A 16895-nucleotide genomic window follows, 5' to 3' on the forward strand; every position below is an offset into this window, starting at 1 on the left:
GGCGCTGAGCGGGCTCAGACGCCCACGGTGCCGTCGACCGCCTCGCGGATCAGGTCGGCGTGCCCGTTGTGGCGGGCGTACTCGTGCAGCATGTGCAGCATGACCAGGCGCAGCGAGACGTCCTCGCCCCAGCGTGCCTGGTGACCTGTCACGTCGAGCGACTCGGCCTCGCGCTCGATGCGCCGGGCGTGCTCGATCTCGCGCCGCCACGCCTCGAACGCCTCCGCCGCGTCGGCGTCGCGGGCGTCGTACGCCTGCTGGAAGTCGCCGCTGTCCGACCACACCAGCGGCACGTCCTCGGCGGCGATGACCCGGCGGAACCAGGTGCGCTCCACCTCCGCCATGTGCCGGACCAGACCGAGCAGCGACAGCGTGGACGGCGGCGACGTCGGCCGGCGCAGCTGCTCGTCGGTCAGCCCCTCGCACTTGAGGCCCAGCGTCGCCCGGTGGAAGTCGAGGAAGGCGCGCAGCGACTCCCGCTCGCCGGCGAGCAGCGGCGGGCCGATCCGTTCGGTCTCCATGAGCGCCGAGCCTAGCCGCAATCGATCATGGTGGAACGACCGCGTCACCGCAGCGACGAACCGGCCACCGGGAAGTCGAACCAGGTGTCCGGGTACGGCTCGTCGACGTACCGGTAGTGCCACCACTCCAGCGGATAGTTCTCGAATCCCTGCGCGGACATCAGCCGGCGCAGCAGGTCCCTGTTGTTCCGGGCGGTGTCGCTGATCCGCGCGTCGGCGGTGTGGGCGCGCGGGTCGAAGCAGTCGAACCCGGTGCCCATGTCGATCGAGTCGTCGGCGAAGCGGCGCCCGGCCGGGTCGGTGCAGGGCACGAGCGGCTGGCCGGGCGTGTACGCGGCCTGCGGCGGCCCGGAGACCGGGACCAGTGTCAGGTCGACCGTGCTGCCCCGGCTGTGCGCGGTGGGCGCGCCGATGTAGCCGTCGGCGAACAGCCGGTCCTTGGCTACGCCGGGATAGAACTCCCCCTTCATCCGCTGCTCGCCGGGGAGTTTCGCCCAGGCGACGAAGTCGTCAGCGGCGCGTTGTGGGCGGTAGCAGTCGTACACCTTGAGGCTGTGCCCGCCGGCGAGCGCGGCGGTCTGCACCCGGTGCAGCGCCTGCGCCGCCGGGCGGGTGAGCAGGCAGCGCGGTTCGGCGTACCCGTCGACGGGACGGCCGACGAAGTTGTGCGGGCCCGCGTACCGGATGTCGGTGCGGACGGTGGGGTCGACGGTGGTGAGGTCCACGATGTCCGCCGGGGCCCGGGGGCCGGCCGGGGTGGGTGAGGGCGGCGCGGTCGGCGACGGGGACGGCGCGGGCCGCTGGCAGGCGGCGAGCAGCGCGGCCGCGACGGCCAGGACCGCCGTCGCGCGCATGCCGGTGCCCATCCGCCGTGTCTACCAGCCCGGGCGGGCCGGCATCGGCGGAACCGGTGGTCAGCCGCCCAGCACGGTACGGAGGAAGTCGACAGCGGCGGCGTCGTCGTCGATGCCGCCCGCCTCGTGGCCGTTGAACCGCCACACCGTCAGGTCCTTGTCGCCCCGGTACTCGTGGTAGGCGGCGTAGACGGTGGACGGCGGCGTGATCTCGTCCATCAGCGCGACGGAGAACCGGGCCGGCACCGTGGCGCGGCGGGCGAACGCGACGCCGTCGACGTAGCCGAGCGTGCGCAGCGCCTGCTCCTCGCGGTCGCGGTGCACGGCGAGGTAGTCGCGGATCTCCCGGTACGGCGTGGCGTCGGTGATCGTGATCGCGCGCGGGATGTCGCAGAGGAACGGCACGTGCGCGACGGCCGCGCGTACCTGCGGGGCCAGCGCGGCGGCGGCGAGCGCGGCGGCGCCGCCCTGACTGTGACCGAGTACGGCGAGCCGGTCCGGGTCGACAGCGGGCAGCTCGCACGCGGCGTCCACGGCGCGGACCGCGTCGGTGAGGAAGCGCCGGTAGTAGTACTTGTTCGGGTCCTCGATGCCCCGGGTGGCCATGCCCGGCGCCTGCGGTCCGGCGGCGGCGACGTCGGGTGTGTCGCCCCGGCTCCACCCCGAGCCCTGGCCGCGCGTGTCCATCTGGAGGTGGGCGAAGCCGGCCGCGGACCAGAGCAGGTTCTCCAGCGCGTGGCCGCGGCCGCCGCCGTACCCGACGTACTGCACGATCGTGGGCAGCGGCTCCGTCGCGCCGCGCGGCACCCGCAGCCAGGCGCGGATCGGCTGTCCGGCGAAGCCGGGGAAGGTCACGTCGAAGACGTCGACAGCGGTCAGCGGCGTGGGCAGCGGCGTCGCCGTCACGGGGTCGCCGCAGGAGCGCGCCTGTGCCAGAGTGTCAGCCCAGAAGGCGTCGAAGTCCGGAGGCTCGTGCAGGTCGCTGCGGTAGATGCGGAGTTCGGCCTCGGTCAGGTCGGTGAACACGCCTCGGTTTTCCTCGTCGTTCGTCGGGGGTGGACGGCGAGCCGTCGGAAGATGACGGGCGCATTTCCGGAACGTTTCCGCAACTCGTGCGAACGCTAGAGCCGGTCCGGCCTGTCGTCAAGCCCTCGGCGTACGGCAAGATGTGCGTGGGGCGGGACGGTCTACCGGTCGGTTCCGGCAGCCGGCGAAGGGAACACGGGTGAGCGCGGACGACGAGCGCAGGGTGACCATCACCGCGATCGCACGGGAGGCCGGCGTCTCGGTCCCGACCGTGTCGCGCGTGCTCAACGGGCGGTCCGACGTCGCGCCGGACACCCGGGAACGGGTCGAGGAGCTGCTGCGCCACCACGGCTACCGGCGCCGCGGCAGCCGTACCGTGCGCCGGGCGGACCTGGTCGACCTGGTCTTCAACGACCTGGACAGCCCGTGGGCGGTGGAGATCATCCGCGGCGTGGAGGACGTCAGCCACGCCGCCGGGGTGGGCACCGTCGTCTCGGCGATCCACCGCGAGTCCAGCTCCACCCGGCAGTGGCTGCACAACCTGCGCGCCCGCGCGTCCGACGGCGTGATCGTGGTGACCTCGCACCTGAGCCCGGCCGTGCAGGCCCAGTTGCGGCGCCTCAACGTGCCGGTGGTGGTGGTCGACCCGGCGGCCGGCGTGGCCGCCACGGACGTGCCGGCGATCGGCGCCACCAACTGGACCGGCGGCCTGGCCGCCACCGAGCACCTGCTCAAGCTCGGCCACCGCCGGATCGGTTTCGTGGCCGGCCCGCCGCACCTGCTGTGCAGCCGGGCCCGGCTGGACGGCTACCGGGCCGCGCTGGCCGCCGCCGGAGTCGCCGCCGACGACCGGCTGGTGCAGCCCGGCGACTTCTACCACGCCTCCGGGTTCACCGCCGGTGGCGCGCTGCTCGACCTGGACGACCCGCCGACGGCCATCTTCGCCGCCAGCGACCAGATGGCCTTCGGCGTGTACGAGGCGGTGCGCCGCCGCGGGCTGCGGGTCTGCGACGACGTGAGCGTGGTGGGCTTCGACGACCTGCCCGAGGCGCGGTGGGCCTCACCGCCGCTGACCACGGTGCGCCAGCCGCTGGTGGAGATGGGCCGGCTCGCCGCGCGTACGGTGCTGCGGCTGGCCCAGGGCGAGGAGATCGACTCGCCCCGGGTCGAGCTGGCCACCGAACTCGTGGTGCGGGACAGCACAGCGGGGCCCGCCTACCGCTGATCCGGGCCGCTCCCTTCAGTCCTGTTCCGGAATTTCCGGCTCCCGTAGAGCCGACCCGGCCGACAGGGCGACGGCGGCGGCGTTACGGCGACGCCGGGCCAGCAGCAGCGCTCCCCCGGCCGTCAGCACCGCGCCCACCGCCACAGTCACGCCCGTGCCGGGACGCGGCCCGGGTGCCGCCCCGCCGCCCCGCAGACCGGCCTGCCCGGCCAGCGCCGAGGCCGCCCCGCCCGCCGGTGGCGCCGACCGGTCCAGCTCCCCCGGCTCGACCAGCCGTCCCACCGCGGCGTCGCGGGGCTGCGCGAACCCCCAGTCCAGCAGCGCCGCGCCCTGCTGCCAGCCCCGCTGCGTGGTCACCTCGGCGCCGAGCAGCGTGACCACGAGACGCCGCCCGCCGCGCTCGGCCGCGCCGACGTACGTGTGCCGGGCCAGGTCGGTGAAGCCGGTCTTGCCGCCGAGCGCGCCCGGATAGTGGTCCAGCAGCATGTTGTCGTTGGAGATCGCGAACCCCTTCGCCCGCTGCGCCGGCTGGGCCGGGATCTGCGCGATCCGGGTGGCGGCGTACCTGCGGAACGCCGGGTCGGCGAAGCACGCCCGCGCGATCAGCGCCAGGTCGTACGCGCTGGTGAACTGCCCCGGTCCGTCCAGCCCGGACGGGGTGACCGCGTGCGTCTGCCGGGCGCCCAGGCGGTGCGCCTCCTCGTTCATCGCCCGCACCCCGCCGGCCAGCCCGTCCGGGCCGCCGCCGAGGCGGGCGAGCGCGTTGGCCGCCTCGTTGCCGGAACGCAGCAGCAGGCCGAGCCAGATCGTCTCGACCCGGTAGCGCCCGCCCTCCACCAGCCCGACCGCCGAGCTGCCCGGTTCGACAGCCAGGTCCCCGGCGGTCACCGTCGCCTCCCGGTGCGGGTCCAGCCGGGGCAGCATGGTGGCGGCGAGCAGCAGCTTCTGCACGCTCGCCGGTACGCCGTACTCGTGCGGGCCGCAGCCGCCGAGCACCGCGCCGCTGTCCAGGTCGGCGACCACCCAGGAGGTGGCTGTCACCGCAGGCGGCGCGCTCGACGCGGGCGGGACGACCAGGCCGGCGGTGTCGAGCGCGGCGCCGCCGACGGCCCGCGCGGCCGGGTCGGGCGCCGGTGGCGGCTGCGGCGGCCGGGTCGACGGGGCCGGCACGTTCGGGCAGGGCGGCGCGGCGGGCAGCCGGCGTACCGGCGAGCGGACGGCGGCCACGGCCGGTGTCGCCGGCACCGGCAGCAGCAGGGCGGCGGCCAGCGCCACGAAGGGTCCCCAGGTCCTCATGACCCGGACGCTAGCCACGCCGACCCGAACGGGTCACCGGCTCCGGGATTCGCGTTCCGGCGCCGCGGGCACGCGGTAGGCTCCGCCGCCCGCTCGCGGATCAGCGTGCGCGGAGCCCGTGGCCGCCGAGCGGGCCGACGTGCCATCCGCGCCGGCGACACTCGGCCAGCAGGCGCGGAAGCGCGGCGAGACCGGCCCGCCAGGCGCCCGGTGCGGCGGTACGGGAGGAGTCGTGCAGCAGGATCGTGCCGCCCCCGTCCAGCCCGGCCAGGACGGTGCGTGCGACGGTGCCGGCGGTGGCCGTGGCGGTCCAGTCCCGGCCCCAGCAGCTCCACAGCACCGGCCGCAGGCGCAGCCGCCGGGCGGCCACGAACGCGGCGGTGGTGAGCACGCCGTACGGCGGTCGCAGGAACCGGGGCGGACGGCCGGTCACGTCGGTGACCAGGTCGTACGCGCGGGTCAGATCGCGAACCGTGCGAGCCGGACCGCGCAGCAGCAGGTTGTCGTGCGTCCAGCCGTGCACGGCCATCTCGTGGCCGTCGCCGACCACCCGGCGACCCAGCGCCGGGTGGCGCCGCAGCATCGCGCCGAGCACGAAGAACGTGGCGCGGACCCGGTGCGCCGCCAGCACGTCCAGGACGTGGCCGGTGGACTCCGGGTCCGGGCCGTCGTCGAAGGTCAGCGCGACCCGGTCGGGCGCCCCGAGCCCGTGCAGGCCGGGCAGCAGCAGCCGCCGTACGGCGGGCAGCGCCGTCACCACCGGCGCCGCCTGCACCGCCGGCAGCGCGAGTGCGGCGGCCCGGGCGAGGGTGGCGGCTCTCATCGCAGGCCGCCGGTGGACTGGAGCAGCGCGGCGAGGACGGCGACCGCGTCGCCGACCGGGTCCAGCAGGGGGCGACGTGTACCGGCCGGGCCCGCGGGCGGTGCCCGGCGTGCCGGCTCGGCGACCAGGCCGGCCGGGTCCTGGGACACGTCGTCGCGGGACGGGGCCACCGGTCCGGTCCCGATCACCGCCGCGAGCACCGGCCCGAGTTGCTGCGGTGTGGCAGCCCACCGGCTCAGGCCGGCGCGGGCCAGGATCGCGGCGTTCGCGCGTCCGTGCCCGGCGATGGGCCGGTACGTGACCACCGGCAGCCCGGCCGCCAGCGCCTCCTGGCAGGTCAGCCCACCGGCGTTCTCCACCATGACGTCGACGGCGCGCATCAGCGCCGGCATGTCGTCGACCCAGCCCAGCACGTGCCGGCCGGCGCCGCGCAGCCGGTGGCGCAGCGCCGCGTTGTGCCCGCACACCACGACCGGCCGGACGCCCGCGGCGGCGACCTCGGCCACCGTGGCCGCCACCTCGCCGGCGCCCCAGGAGCCCGCGACGACGAGCGCGAGCACACCCTCGGCCGGGAGACCGAACCGCTGCCGGGCCCGCCGCCGGTCCTCCGGGCCGGTGCGGGTGAAGGCGCGGGACACCAGCGGCTGCACCGCGGTGACGTCGGCGGCGGAGGCCTGGTGCGTCTCGGCGTGGCGGACCGCGCAGTACACGTCGACGCCCGGCGCGAGCCAGGTCGGGTGCACCACGAAATCCGTCACATAGGTGATCACCGGGACACGGAGCCGCCCGCGGCGCCGCAGCGGGCCGAGGAGCTGGTTGGCGAACGGATACGTGGTGACCACGGCCCGCGTGTCGGGCGGGATGCGGCGGCGCAGGTGACGCCGGAACGGCCGCAGCAGTGCGCGGATCGCGCGTACGGCGGTCTGCGAGCTGCCGGTCAGCCGGAACAGCGCGTGGTAGCCCCAGGGAAGCCGGTGCAGCACGCCCCGGTACGTCTCGCGTACCACCCGGTGGACCGGGTGGGGCAGCAGGTGCAGGAGGTTCAGCCGGTCCACCGCGAAGCCCCGCGCACGCAGCCGGTGCGCCAGCTCGTCGGCAGCCCGGTCGTGTCCGGCGCCGATGTCCGCCGAGACCACCACGATCCGGCCCGGGTGCTCCATGCCGGGCGCATACCCACGGAACCGGTGTCCACGCGACCCCGCCCGGGGCGCCGGTGACCGGGTCAGGCGCGGCGGCGTCCGCGGCGGCGGGATCGGCCGCGGCGGGCGGCGAGCACCGCCGCCAACCCGCCGACGGTGAGGGCCAGCAGACCGGCGACCGGCACGATCACCCGCCAGTCCCCGTCGCCGATGCGGTGCAGCGCCGTCCCGGCCGGTCCCCGCCACGGCGGGGAGGCGGTACGTCTCGGTTCGGCGGCCGCCGCCTGCCGGGGCTCCGCCGCCTCGGCGTCCCGCTCACCCGGCTCGACCAGCCGGCCGACCGAGGCGTCCCGGGGCAGCCGGAAGGCCCAGTCGAGCAGCTGGGCGCCCTGCTGCCAGCCGCGTACCGGGCGGGCCTCGGCGCCGAGCAGCGTCACCACGAGGCGGCGTCCGTCCCGCTGCGCGGCGCCGACGTAGCTGTGCCGGGCCAGCTCGGTGAAGCCGGTCTTGCCGCCGAGCGCGCCGGGATAGCGGTAGATGAGCTGGTTCTCGTTCTGGATCTGGAACCCGCCCTTCTTCAGCGCGGGCTGGGCCGGGATCTGCGTGCGCTCGGTGAGCGCGTACCGGCGGAACGCGGCGTCGGCGAAGCAGGCCCGCGCGATGAGCGCCAGGTCGTACGCGCTGGTGAACTGGCCGGGACCGTCCAGGCCGGACGGCGTGACCGCGTGCGTCTGCCCGGCGCCGAGCCGGCGGGCCTGCTCGTTCATCTCGGCGACGCCTGCCTGCGCGCTGCCTGCGCCGAGGCGGGCCAGCATGTTCGCGGCGTCGTTGCCGGACTGGAGCAGCAGGCCCAGCCACAGCGTCTCCACGCTGTAGCGGCCGCCGACGAGCAGGCCGACGGCCGAGCTGCCCGGCTCGATGTCCAGGTCGGCGCGGGTGGCGACGGCGACGTGCTTCGGGTCCAGCCGGCTCAGCATGGTGGCGGCCAGCAGCAGTTTCTGGGTGCTGGCCGGGGTGCCGGGGACGTGTGCGCCGCACGCGCCGAGGACCTCGCCGGTGTCCAGGTCCGCCACGAGCCAGGTGGTGGCGGTGACCGCCGGGGGCGCGGGGCTGCCCGGTGGCACGACCAGCCCGGCACCGGCCAGCGCCTCGCCGCCCACCGCCGCCTGTTCGGGCGTCGTGGCCGGCGGTGCCGGGCGGGGCGGCCGGCTGACCTTCGGGGCGGGCAGGCGCGGGCAGGGTACGGGAGCGGCGCCCGGGGCGGCGGGTGTGGTGGCCGGGGCGGCGGCGGCCGGGGCGGGCGTCCCGGTGGCGAGCAGGGTGACGGCGGTGGCGACGGCCAGGGCCCGGGCTCTCATGAGAAGGCACCCTACCGAGCCCGATGATCAGGTCGGGACGGCTCACCGGTGTCGTGACACCGCGCCGACCGGACGCTCCCGGTGGGTGACCGGCCGGGGTGTCAGCGCACGCCGCGCAGCCACCACCGCTGCCACGGCGTCTCCACCGCGCGCCGGTGGTAGTGGGACCGGACCCAGGCCACTGCCCGCGCGGGCGGCAGCCCGTCCAGCACGGCGAGCGCGGCGAGTGCGGTGCCGGTGCGCCCGACGCCGCCGTGACAGGCCACCTCGACCCGCTCCCCCGCGTACGCGCGCCGCCACGCCTCCCGCAGCGCGTCGAGGGCGTCGGCGCGGTCGGCCGGGATCCAGAAGTCGGGCCAGCGGACCCGCCGGACCGGCCATTCCGGCTCGGGACCGGGCGCCAGCAGCAGGGCGAAGTCGGCGGGCGAACCGGGCTCGGCGACCCGGCGTCCGCGCACGGTGGCACCCCCGGGCAGCGTGAGCAGGCCGGCCTGGTCGGTCCACGGTGTCGCGTCCATGGCTCATTGTGTCGTGTCGGCCGGACACGTGAGTGCCCGCCGGACCGGGTCCGGCGGGCACTCACGATCGAGCCGGGTCGTCCCCGGCGCGCCTCGGATCAGCCGAGGCGACGGCGGCGCCAGGCCATGGAGGCCAGGAGCAGCACCGCACCGGCGGCGGCGAGGCCACCACCGAGCTTCAGCGGCGTGCCGATGCTGTCACCGGTGACCGGCAGTCCACCCTTGTGCGGCGGCCGGGTCGGCCGCGGCGGCAGGACGGTGCCGGTGGCGCTGGCGATCCGTCCGGACGTCAGACCGGTGGCGGTGAACGTGTACCGGCCCGGCCGGGTCGGCCGGTAGGTGACGGTGAAGTTGCCGCTGGCGTCGGCCGTCACGGTGAACGTGGTCGGCGCCGGCTGCGGCTGGGCACGGTTGGGCGTGTAGGCGACAGGCGCCATCGCCACCGTGCTGCCGTCGCTGCGCCGCGCGGTCCCCTCGGCCGGGGCGGCCGCGGGCAGGCCCGAGATCGCCACGTCGATCCGCACCGACTCGTTCGGCGCGAAGTTCGAACCCCGCAGGGTGAACGTCTCGCCGAGCCGGATGGTGGTCGGTGAGACGGTCAGCGACGCGACCTCGGGCGGGTAGACCGGGGGCTGCGGCTGCGCCGCCCCGGCCGCGGTCGGCACGGCCGCTACGGCCAGGCCCACCGTGAGCGCCATGATGATGCGGGATAGCCGCATGATGGTTTCCCTCCTACTGTTCACAGCTTGGTGCGTTGACTACTTGGGTGGTCCATGGGGTGACGGTGGGCGTGTGCACCAGCTCGGCCGTCCCGGCGCCGGTCTTGCCGGTGAGCACCGTGACGTCGAGCGTCCGGGTCTGCCCCGGGCGCGTCTCCACGTTCGCCACCGCAACCTGGCGGCGGCCGTGGGTGCCACTGCCCATCGCGGTGTCCCGCCCGTCCAGCCGGCCGGTGAGCACGGCGCCGCCGGTGGGCGTGTGGACGGAGACGAAGGTGCGTGCGGTGTACTTGTCGCCGGCCAGAGCAAGCCCGGTGACCGACTTGCTCAGGCCCGACTTCGGGGCGGTGGAGTGCACCGTGACCCGCAGCCGCAGCTCACGGCGCCCGTCCGGGTGGCATTCGCCGACCGTCACGGTGGCCGAGAACCTGAGGTAGTAGCCGAGCTTCGCGCCGCTGCCGTCGTTGAGGAACACGCCGACAGTCGGCACGGAGTCCTTCTCCGGGAGCTGACCGGCCAGTCGGCTGCCGGCCAGTGCGCGTTGCTCCTCAGATCGGACACTCCAGAACAATATCCGACGTTCATTGATTGAACGGGTAAAAACGGTCAAAAGTGCGCGCGGGTCGACCGTCTTGGTGAACAGGGTGTCGAAGACGCCCGAGGCGGCCTTGGTGAAGTACTCGTCCTGGTCCTTCGTGTCCAGGTCCCGGTACGAGTCACTGAGGAGCGTCCGTACGGCGGTGGCGGCGCCCAGCGACGGCCCGTCCGGCACGTTCACCGGACCCACGACGCCGAGCAGGTACGACAGGACCACCGGGTCGACCGCCAGGACCCCGTCCACAGTGGTGCCGGTCCGGCGGCGCACCATGTCCCGGTAGAGCGCGGCGGCGGCCGGGAAGTCCGGGTTGAGGTTCACGTCCGCCGGATAGATGCCCGGCAGCTCGCCCCAGAGCCGCTTCGCCTCCGCGTCGACCTTGAGTGGCGGGTCGAAGAAGCGCAGGTCCGACGAGCTGCCCTGCTTCACGAGGCGGATCCGCCCACCCTCGGCGCGCAGGACGGCGTACGCGCCGAACATGCCACCGGTGGCGCGCAGCTCGGCCGGGTTCTGCGAGACCAGCAGATAACTGCGCGGCCCGTCCGCGCCGAGCAGCGGCGGCAGCAGCCGGGCGCCGCGGTCAGCCGCCGAGGTCAGCTCGCCGAGCTGGTCCAGCTCGGCGCGCAGCGCGGTGACCGCGTCGCGTACCTGCGTCACGAGGTCACCGGTGGGCACCTGCCGCAGCCGGTCGGCGGTCCGGCGTACCGCCTGGTCGGCGGCGGAGACCTCGGCCGAGACGGCGCGCAGGCGGGCCAGATCCAGCTTGCCCTGCTTCGGCACCAGCGAGGCGAGGTCGACGCGCAGCAGCGTGGGGAACGCCAGCCGGGCCAGATCGTCCACCGCCACCGAGATCTGCCGCACCGCGGCGAGGTTGTCCCCCGCGTACGGCGTCTGCTGGCCGACCCACCACACCGGATCCCCGGTCTCGCCGCGCGCGGCGGCGGCCTGCTCCTGCAATGCGGCGAGCGTGCGCTGGGCCCGGGCCACGTCGCCGTCGAGCACCTGGGCGCTGAGTTCCCGGGCCAGCCCGGCGGCGTTCACCAGGTGAGCGCGGGCCTGCCAGCCCCGGAACGCGACCCAGCCGCCGGCGCTGAGCAGCACCGACACGACGACCAGCCCGGTCAGCAGGATCCGGCGGACCCGGGTGCGCCGGCGCCGTCGCGAGCGGCGCCGCCGGACGGGCGTGGCACCAGGTCCGCTCACGGATTCCCCCTATGCGTCGGTCGAATCAGACACAATTCGCGATCGAGTGCTTTTTAGCATGAAAAAGTGCCCGTTCGAGGCATTATTCGACACTCTGAACGATTTAACTGCTGTGTGCGAACTTTGTTCGGTTCGACGGTCGCTCGGCCGCCTCGTGCAGCAGCGCCTCGATCCGGTCCACACCGGCCCGCATCGACATGTCCCGCAGGTACGCGTCACGTCCCCGCCTGCCCATGTCGAGCCGGGCGGCCGGCGGGATGGCGGCGGCCAGCCAGAAGCGGTCGGCCAGCGCCGCCCAGTCCTCCGGCGGGCAGGACAGACCGGCGCGGGCCCGCTCCACCACCTCCGCCGTCTCCCCCGCCGCGGAGGCGACCACCGGCGCGGCGCAGGAGAGCGCGGCCTGGAGCTTGCCGGGCACCCGGCCACGCAGCTCCGGCAGGTCGCGCTGGGCCACGAGCTGGTAGTCGGCGGCGGCGTAGAGCTGCGGCATGTCCACCGCGGACCGTCGCTCCAGGAACCGGACGTTGTCCGCGCCGAGGTCGGCGGCGAGCCCTCGCACCCGCCGCTCCTGCGGACCCGAACCCACGAGCACCAGATCCATCCGGTCGCCGAGCGCCGCCGCCGCGCGGACCGCCGTCTCCAGATCCTGGCGCGCGCCGATCGTCCCGGCGTGCATCACCAGGCAGCGGTCGTCCCGGCGGACCAGCCGCCGCACGGCCGGACCGGCCTGGGTGGGCCGGAAGATCCGCTCGTCGGTCCAGTTCGGCGCGGCGCGCACCCGGCCCGGGTCGGCCCCGCCGGCGCGGACCAGATCCGCCATGAACGGCGAACCGACAGCCACCACCGCCGACTCCCGGTAGAGGCGGCGGGTGGCGGCCTCCAGCCGCGCCGGCCACCCGCTGTCCTGCGCCGAGCGCCCGTCCCGCTCCGTCCACACGTCCTGCACGTGCAGCACGGTCGGCGTACGGCCGAGCAGCCGCAGCAGCCCGGTGGCCGCGAACGTGACCGCCGGATGGCCGTAGACGTAGAGCACGTCGACGTCGCGCAGCAGGCCCCGGCCGGCGAGCGCGGCGCTGCCGGCGAAGGAGAGCCAGGTCGCGGCGCGGGCACGGGCGGAACCGTCGCCCGCGGCGTACCGGGGCACCCGGCGCACGGTCAGCCGCTCGCTGTGCGTCTGGTGCCGCCAGCGCTGCCGCCAGCCGGGATAGACGTGGCCGCCCGGGTAGTCCGGGAAGCCGGTGAGCACCCGTACCTCGTGGCCCCGGGCCACCAGCTCCTCGGCCAGGCTGCCCGGGACGAACGCCGGCTCCGGCGGGAAGTGGTAGGTGAGGATGCCGACCCTCATGACCGCGCTCCCGGCGCGGCTTTCCGGACGGCCGGGCACCGCAGCGCGTACCATTCCCGCATCCCCTCTGCGTCCGGCCGCGACCGCCGGAAGAACGCCGTCGCGGCACCCTCCGTCGCGACCGTGCCGACGAGAGGGGTGCAGATGGTCGACGAGGTGCTCTTCGTCTGCCACGCGAACATGTGCCGGTCACCGATGGCGGAGTTCATCGCCCGCCGGATGCTGGCCGGGCTGCCGCTGGCGGTGGCCAGCGCGGGGACCGACGCGATCGACGGTGCTGCCATGCACCCGTACGCGGTCGAGGTGACCGCGGCCACCGGCGCGGACCCGGCGGCCTTCCGCACCCGCCGGCTGCGCCCGGAGCACCTGACCGGGGCGGCGCTGGTGCTGACCGCGACCCGCCGGCAACGCTCGGCCTGCACCTCGCTGGCGCCGGCCGCGCTGACCCGGACGTTCACGCTGCGGCAGTTCGCCCGGCTGGCCGCCGAGGCCCGCCCCGCCGAGGCGGAGGCGGGCACGCCGTTGCGGGCAGCGGTGTCGGCCGCGGTCCGCGCCCGGGGGCGGCTGCAACCCGCCGCCCCCGACGCGGAGGACCTGCGCGACCCGATCGGCGGTTCGCCCGCCGACTTCCGGCGCTGTGCCGAGGAGATCGAGCGGTCGATCCGGCCCGTGCTCGCACTCATCGCGACAGCCGGGTGAGTTCCTGCGTCCGGTCGCCCACGGCCTTCGCGCCCCGCCGGGTGCCGGCCCGGTCGGCCGGTACGGAGGGCGCCGCTGGCGGCACGACCACCTTGTACGCCTCGTACTGGTAGGCGTCCGACTTGGCCACCTTGGCCATGTTCAGCACGCAGCCGAGCAGGCGCACCGAGACCGAGCTGAGCGCGTGCGCCGCCGCCGCGACCTGGCTGCGGGAGGTACGCCCCTGCTGGGTGACCAGGAGCGCGCCGTCGGCCTGCACGGCCACCACCACGCCGTCGGTGACCGCCAGCAGCGGCGCGGTGTCGATGACCACGATGTCCGCCGAGTCCCGCAGCGCGACCAGCAGGTCCGCCATGGACTTGGAGCCGAGCAGCTCGCTCGGGTTGGGCGGGGTGGCGCCGCTGGGCAGCACCAGCAGGGACTTCTCCCCCCAGCGCTGCACCACGTCACCGACCTGGACGTCGCCGACCAGCACGTCGGTGAGGCCGACGCCGCCGTCGAGCCCGAGGTAGTCGGCGACCTTGGGGCGGCGCAGGTCGGCGTCGATCAGCAGCACCCGCCAGCCCGCCTCGGCCAGCGCGATGGCGGTGTTGCAGGCCATCGTGGTCTTGCCCTCGCCCTGCAACGCGCTGGTGACCGCGATGACCCGGGCCGGCTCGTGCACGTCCACGAAGCGCAGGTTGGTACGCAGCTTGCGGACCGCCTCGGCCCGGGCGGAGGTGGCCGCGTCGCCGACGATCAGCGGCGCCGACCGCGCGCCGGTCTCGTACGGGATCTCGCCGAGGAGCGGACTGCCGGTCACCCGTTGCAGCCCGGCGCCGTCGCGCATCCGGACGTCGGCCACCCCGCGCAGCACTGCGAGGCCGACGCCGAGCAGCAGGCCGAGCAGACCGCCCAGGACCAGGTTGCGGGTGGGCTGCGGCGAGACCGGGTTGGAGGTGACGCGGGGACCGCTGACCACCTCGATCTTGATCGGCGGGGCCTTGCCGTCCGGCGGCGTCTCGACCTTGCGGACCAGATCGGTGAACTTCGTCGCGAGCGTCTCGGTGGTCTTCAACGCCCGGGTCTGGTCGGTGTCGGTGATCGTCGCCTTGAGCAGGACCGTGCCGGCCGTGGCGGTGGTGTGGATCCGGCTGCGCACCTGGTCGGCGGTGAGGCCGAGCGGCGCGTCGGCGACCACGCTCTGCGCCAGCCGGTCGCTGGTGAGCAGGTCACCGTAGGACTTCACCCGCTGCTGGAGGAAGAGGCTGCCCTGGTAGGCGTCGGTGACCCCCTGGCTGGGCGTGGTGACGAAGAACGTCACCGAGGCCTCGTACCGAGGCGCCGTCCGGACCGTCACCAGCGCGGCGGTGCCCAGACCGAGCATCACCGTCACCAGCACGATCCACCAGTGGCGTCGGACCAGGCGCAGGTAGCCGAGAACGTCCATCACGCTCCCCCTCGCGACACGCCGGTCTGCCGATGAAACTGCACGAAAGCCCCCTAAAAACACCAGTCGCCGTGGCAGGATCGAATCGCCTATTCACGACGTTACGTGACTGGACGACAGTAAACGACCGAACAGGCACAGACGGTCTAATCCTTTCAATACGGATAGGACGTAGAGGGCAGCCCATGGATCGTGACGCGATCACAGCCGTTCGACCCGCCGGCCGGATCACCCACCGCGCCGCCACCCTTTCCCTGTTAACGCTGGACACGGCCGCGTGGTGCGGAGGTTTTCTCGGCGCCGCCTGGACGCGGTACGAATTCGACCTCACCGCCGCCGCCAGCGCCCGTACGCTCGGCATGGCGCTGGCCTGCGCCGCGCTGTACGCCGTGCTCACGCTGCTGCGGTCCCGGCTCTACGGCCGGTATCCGATCGGCAGCGCCGGCGACGCGCAGGGCCTGGCCACCACCGTCGCGCTCGTCGCGGCCGTCGGTTTCGTCGCCCTGCTGCCGTGGACGCAGCACCCGGTGCCGGCCAGCACGCCGCTGATCGGCGGCTCGGTCGCACTCGTGGTGATGGCGACCGCCCGGGGAGTCTGGCGGGCCCACGCCGACCGCCGGCCGCCCGCCGCACGACACGCCGAGCGCTGCCTGATCTACGGGGTGGACGCGGCGAGCGAGCGGCTCGTCCGGGTGCTGCTGCACGACCCGGACAGCAGCTACCGGCCGGTGGGCCTGCTCGACGACGCGCCCGACAGCCGCGGACTGCGGCTGGAGCGGCTGCGCGTGCTCGGCGGCCGGGAACAGATCGCCGCCGCCGTCCGTGCCACCCGGGCGAGCACAGTCATCTTCTCGATGAGCGGCTCGGATCCGCAGCTGCTGCGCGACGTCCGGACCCGCACGCTGGAGGCCGGCGCGGCGTTCAAGGTCCTGCCGCCGGTACGCGAGGTCCTCGACCGCCCGGTGGCCGCCACCGACGTACGCGACCTCCAGCTCACCGACCTGCTGGGCCGCGCGCACCGGGTGGCCGAGCTGAGCGTGGAGCGCGGCGGGCTGGCCGGGCGCCGGGTGCTCGTCACCGGCGCCGGCGGCTCGATCGGCTCGGAACTGTGCCGGCAGATCGCCCGCTGCGAGCCGGACGAGCTGATGATGCTCGACCGGGACGAGTCCGCGCTGCACGCCTTGCAGATGTCCCTGCACGGGCGCGCGCTGCTGGACGGGCCGGAGCTGATCCTCGCCGACATCCGCGACGCCGAGGGCATCGCCCGGGTGATCGCCGACCGGCAGCCCGACGTGGTGTTCCACGCCGCGGCGCTCAAGCACCTCACGCTGCTCCAGCGCCATCCCGGCGAGGCGATCAAGACCAACATCCTGGGTACGCTGAACGTGCTGGAGGCGTGCCGGGACGTCGCCGAGTTCGTGAACATCTCCACCGACAAGGCGGCCAACCCGGCGAGCGTCCTCGGCTACTCCAAGCGGATCACCGAACGGCTCACCGCCTACCACGCGCAGCGGCTCAACGGTCGATACCTGAGCGTCCGGTTCGGCAACGTGCTCAGCAGCCGCGGCTCGGTGCTCACCGCGTTCCAGGCGCAGATCCGGGCCGGGGTGCCGATCACCGTCACCCACCCCGATGTGACCCGCTACTTCATGACCGTGCAGGAGGCGGTGCACCTGGTGCTCCAGGCCGCGACGATCGGCCGGGGCGGCGAGGCGCTGGTGCTCGACATGGGCGAGCCGGTCCGGATCGCCGACGTGGCGCGCCGGCTGGCCGCCGAGGCGGACCGCCCGACGGAGATCGTCTTCACCGGCCTGCGACCGGGCGAGAAGCTGCACGAGCACCTGTTCGGCGCCGACGAGGTGGACAGCCGGCCGCTGCACCCACTCATCTCCCACGTCCCCGTGCCCGAACTGGACCCGGACGAGGTGCGCGGGCTCGACCCGTACGCCGACCCGGACGAGCTGATCAAGCGGATGGCCGCGTTCTGCGACCCGGTCGGGGCGTCCCTGCCGGCCCTGCCCGGACAGCGCTGACCCGCCGGCCGACGGGACGCCCCACCCAGGTGGTGAGACGGGCGTCCCATCGGCCGGCTCGGCTCGCCGCCGGTGGCGGCGCCCGTTAGGGTTGGTCCAGGTGTGCCGGGAA

The 16895-nt window shown here is 74.9% G+C and carries 15 protein-coding genes; 3 read left to right on the forward strand and 12 right to left on the reverse strand.

All coding sequences use genetic code 11. The features are described 5' to 3' along the window. Positions 1–14: 14 nt before the first annotated feature. From FB454_RS00125 to FB454_RS00135, 3 genes are read right to left on the reverse strand one after another with little or no spacing between them, the layout of a single operon-like run. Positions 15–521: a DinB family protein gene (locus FB454_RS00125; RefSeq protein WP_145822295.1), complete on the reverse strand. Its 507-nt coding sequence runs from the start codon at positions 519–521 to the stop codon at positions 15–17. Between the two features lie 44 nt (positions 522–565). Further along, positions 566–1375 (reverse strand): M15 family metallopeptidase, encoded by an 810-nt coding sequence (locus FB454_RS00130; protein ID WP_145822461.1) that lies wholly within the window; start codon positions 1373–1375, stop codon positions 566–568. Between the two features lie 60 nt (positions 1376–1435). Beyond that, positions 1436–2401: an acetylxylan esterase gene (locus tag FB454_RS00135; RefSeq protein ID WP_145822296.1), complete on the reverse strand. Its 966-nt coding sequence runs from the start codon at positions 2399–2401 to the stop codon at positions 1436–1438. Between the two features lie 199 nt (positions 2402–2600). Here FB454_RS00135 and FB454_RS00140 point away from each other — a divergent pair, with 199 nt between their 5' ends. Further along, on the forward strand, positions 2601–3626 hold the full coding sequence (locus FB454_RS00140; RefSeq protein ID WP_013286545.1) for a LacI family DNA-binding transcriptional regulator: 1026 nt from the start codon (positions 2601–2603) through the stop codon (positions 3624–3626). Between the two features lie 15 nt (positions 3627–3641). Here the strand turns inward: FB454_RS00140 and FB454_RS00145 are convergent, their stop codons facing one another. The 8 genes from FB454_RS00145 to FB454_RS00180 all read right to left on the reverse strand — a co-directional run bounded on the left by FB454_RS00145 (position 3642) and on the right by FB454_RS00180 (position 12622). Further along, entirely contained in the window at positions 3642–4922 is a 1281-nt protein-coding gene (locus FB454_RS00145; protein WP_145822297.1) for a D-alanyl-D-alanine carboxypeptidase family protein, read from the reverse strand. 100 nt (positions 4923–5022) lie between these two features. Continuing rightward, positions 5023–5745, reverse strand: coding sequence for a polysaccharide deacetylase family protein (locus tag FB454_RS00150; protein WP_145822298.1), 723 nt, complete (start codon positions 5743–5745; stop codon positions 5023–5025). Then, positions 5742–6905 (reverse strand): MGDG synthase family glycosyltransferase, encoded by a 1164-nt coding sequence (locus FB454_RS00155; RefSeq protein WP_145822299.1) that lies wholly within the window; start codon positions 6903–6905, stop codon positions 5742–5744. The genes FB454_RS00150 and FB454_RS00155 overlap by 4 nt, the downstream gene beginning before the upstream one ends. Positions 6906–6967: 62 nt before the next feature. Then, complete coding sequence (locus FB454_RS00160) at positions 6968–8242, reverse strand: serine hydrolase (RefSeq protein WP_145822300.1); 1275 nt, start codon at positions 8240–8242, stop codon at positions 6968–6970. 101 nt (positions 8243–8343) lie between these two features. Continuing rightward, complete coding sequence (locus FB454_RS00165) at positions 8344–8760, reverse strand: protein-tyrosine phosphatase family protein (RefSeq protein WP_013286550.1); 417 nt, start codon at positions 8758–8760, stop codon at positions 8344–8346. Between the two features lie 98 nt (positions 8761–8858). Beyond that, positions 8859–9479, reverse strand: coding sequence for a hypothetical protein (locus FB454_RS00170; RefSeq protein WP_013286551.1), 621 nt, complete (start codon positions 9477–9479; stop codon positions 8859–8861). 13 nt (positions 9480–9492) lie between these two features. Next, positions 9493–11277 (reverse strand): DUF4012 domain-containing protein, encoded by a 1785-nt coding sequence (locus tag FB454_RS00175; protein WP_013286552.1) that lies wholly within the window; start codon positions 11275–11277, stop codon positions 9493–9495. A gap of 103 nt (positions 11278–11380) precedes the next feature. Beyond that, the gene (locus tag FB454_RS00180) at positions 11381–12622 is read right to left on the reverse strand and encodes a glycosyltransferase family 4 protein (RefSeq protein ID WP_030272517.1); all 1242 of its coding nucleotides are present in this window, start codon (positions 12620–12622) and stop codon (positions 11381–11383) included. 123 nt (positions 12623–12745) lie between these two features. Here FB454_RS00180 and FB454_RS00185 point away from each other — a divergent pair, with 123 nt between their 5' ends. After that, positions 12746–13321: an arsenate reductase/protein-tyrosine-phosphatase family protein gene (locus FB454_RS00185; protein WP_486485384.1), complete on the forward strand. Its 576-nt coding sequence runs from the start codon at positions 12746–12748 to the stop codon at positions 13319–13321. Here the strand turns inward: FB454_RS00185 and FB454_RS00190 are convergent. Further along, on the reverse strand, positions 13302–14750 hold the full coding sequence (locus FB454_RS00190; protein WP_145822301.1) for a tyrosine-protein kinase domain-containing protein: 1449 nt from the start codon (positions 14748–14750) through the stop codon (positions 13302–13304). The genes FB454_RS00185 and FB454_RS00190 overlap by 20 nt on opposite strands. 185 nt (positions 14751–14935) lie before the next feature. Here FB454_RS00190 and FB454_RS00195 point away from each other — a divergent pair, with 185 nt between their 5' ends. Next, positions 14936–16783, forward strand: a complete 1848-nt coding sequence (locus FB454_RS00195) for a nucleoside-diphosphate sugar epimerase/dehydratase (RefSeq protein ID WP_013286556.1) — start codon at positions 14936–14938, stop codon at positions 16781–16783. Positions 16784–16895 lie beyond the last annotated feature (112 nt).

The organism is Micromonospora sp. CNZ297 (genome assembly GCF_007827625.1).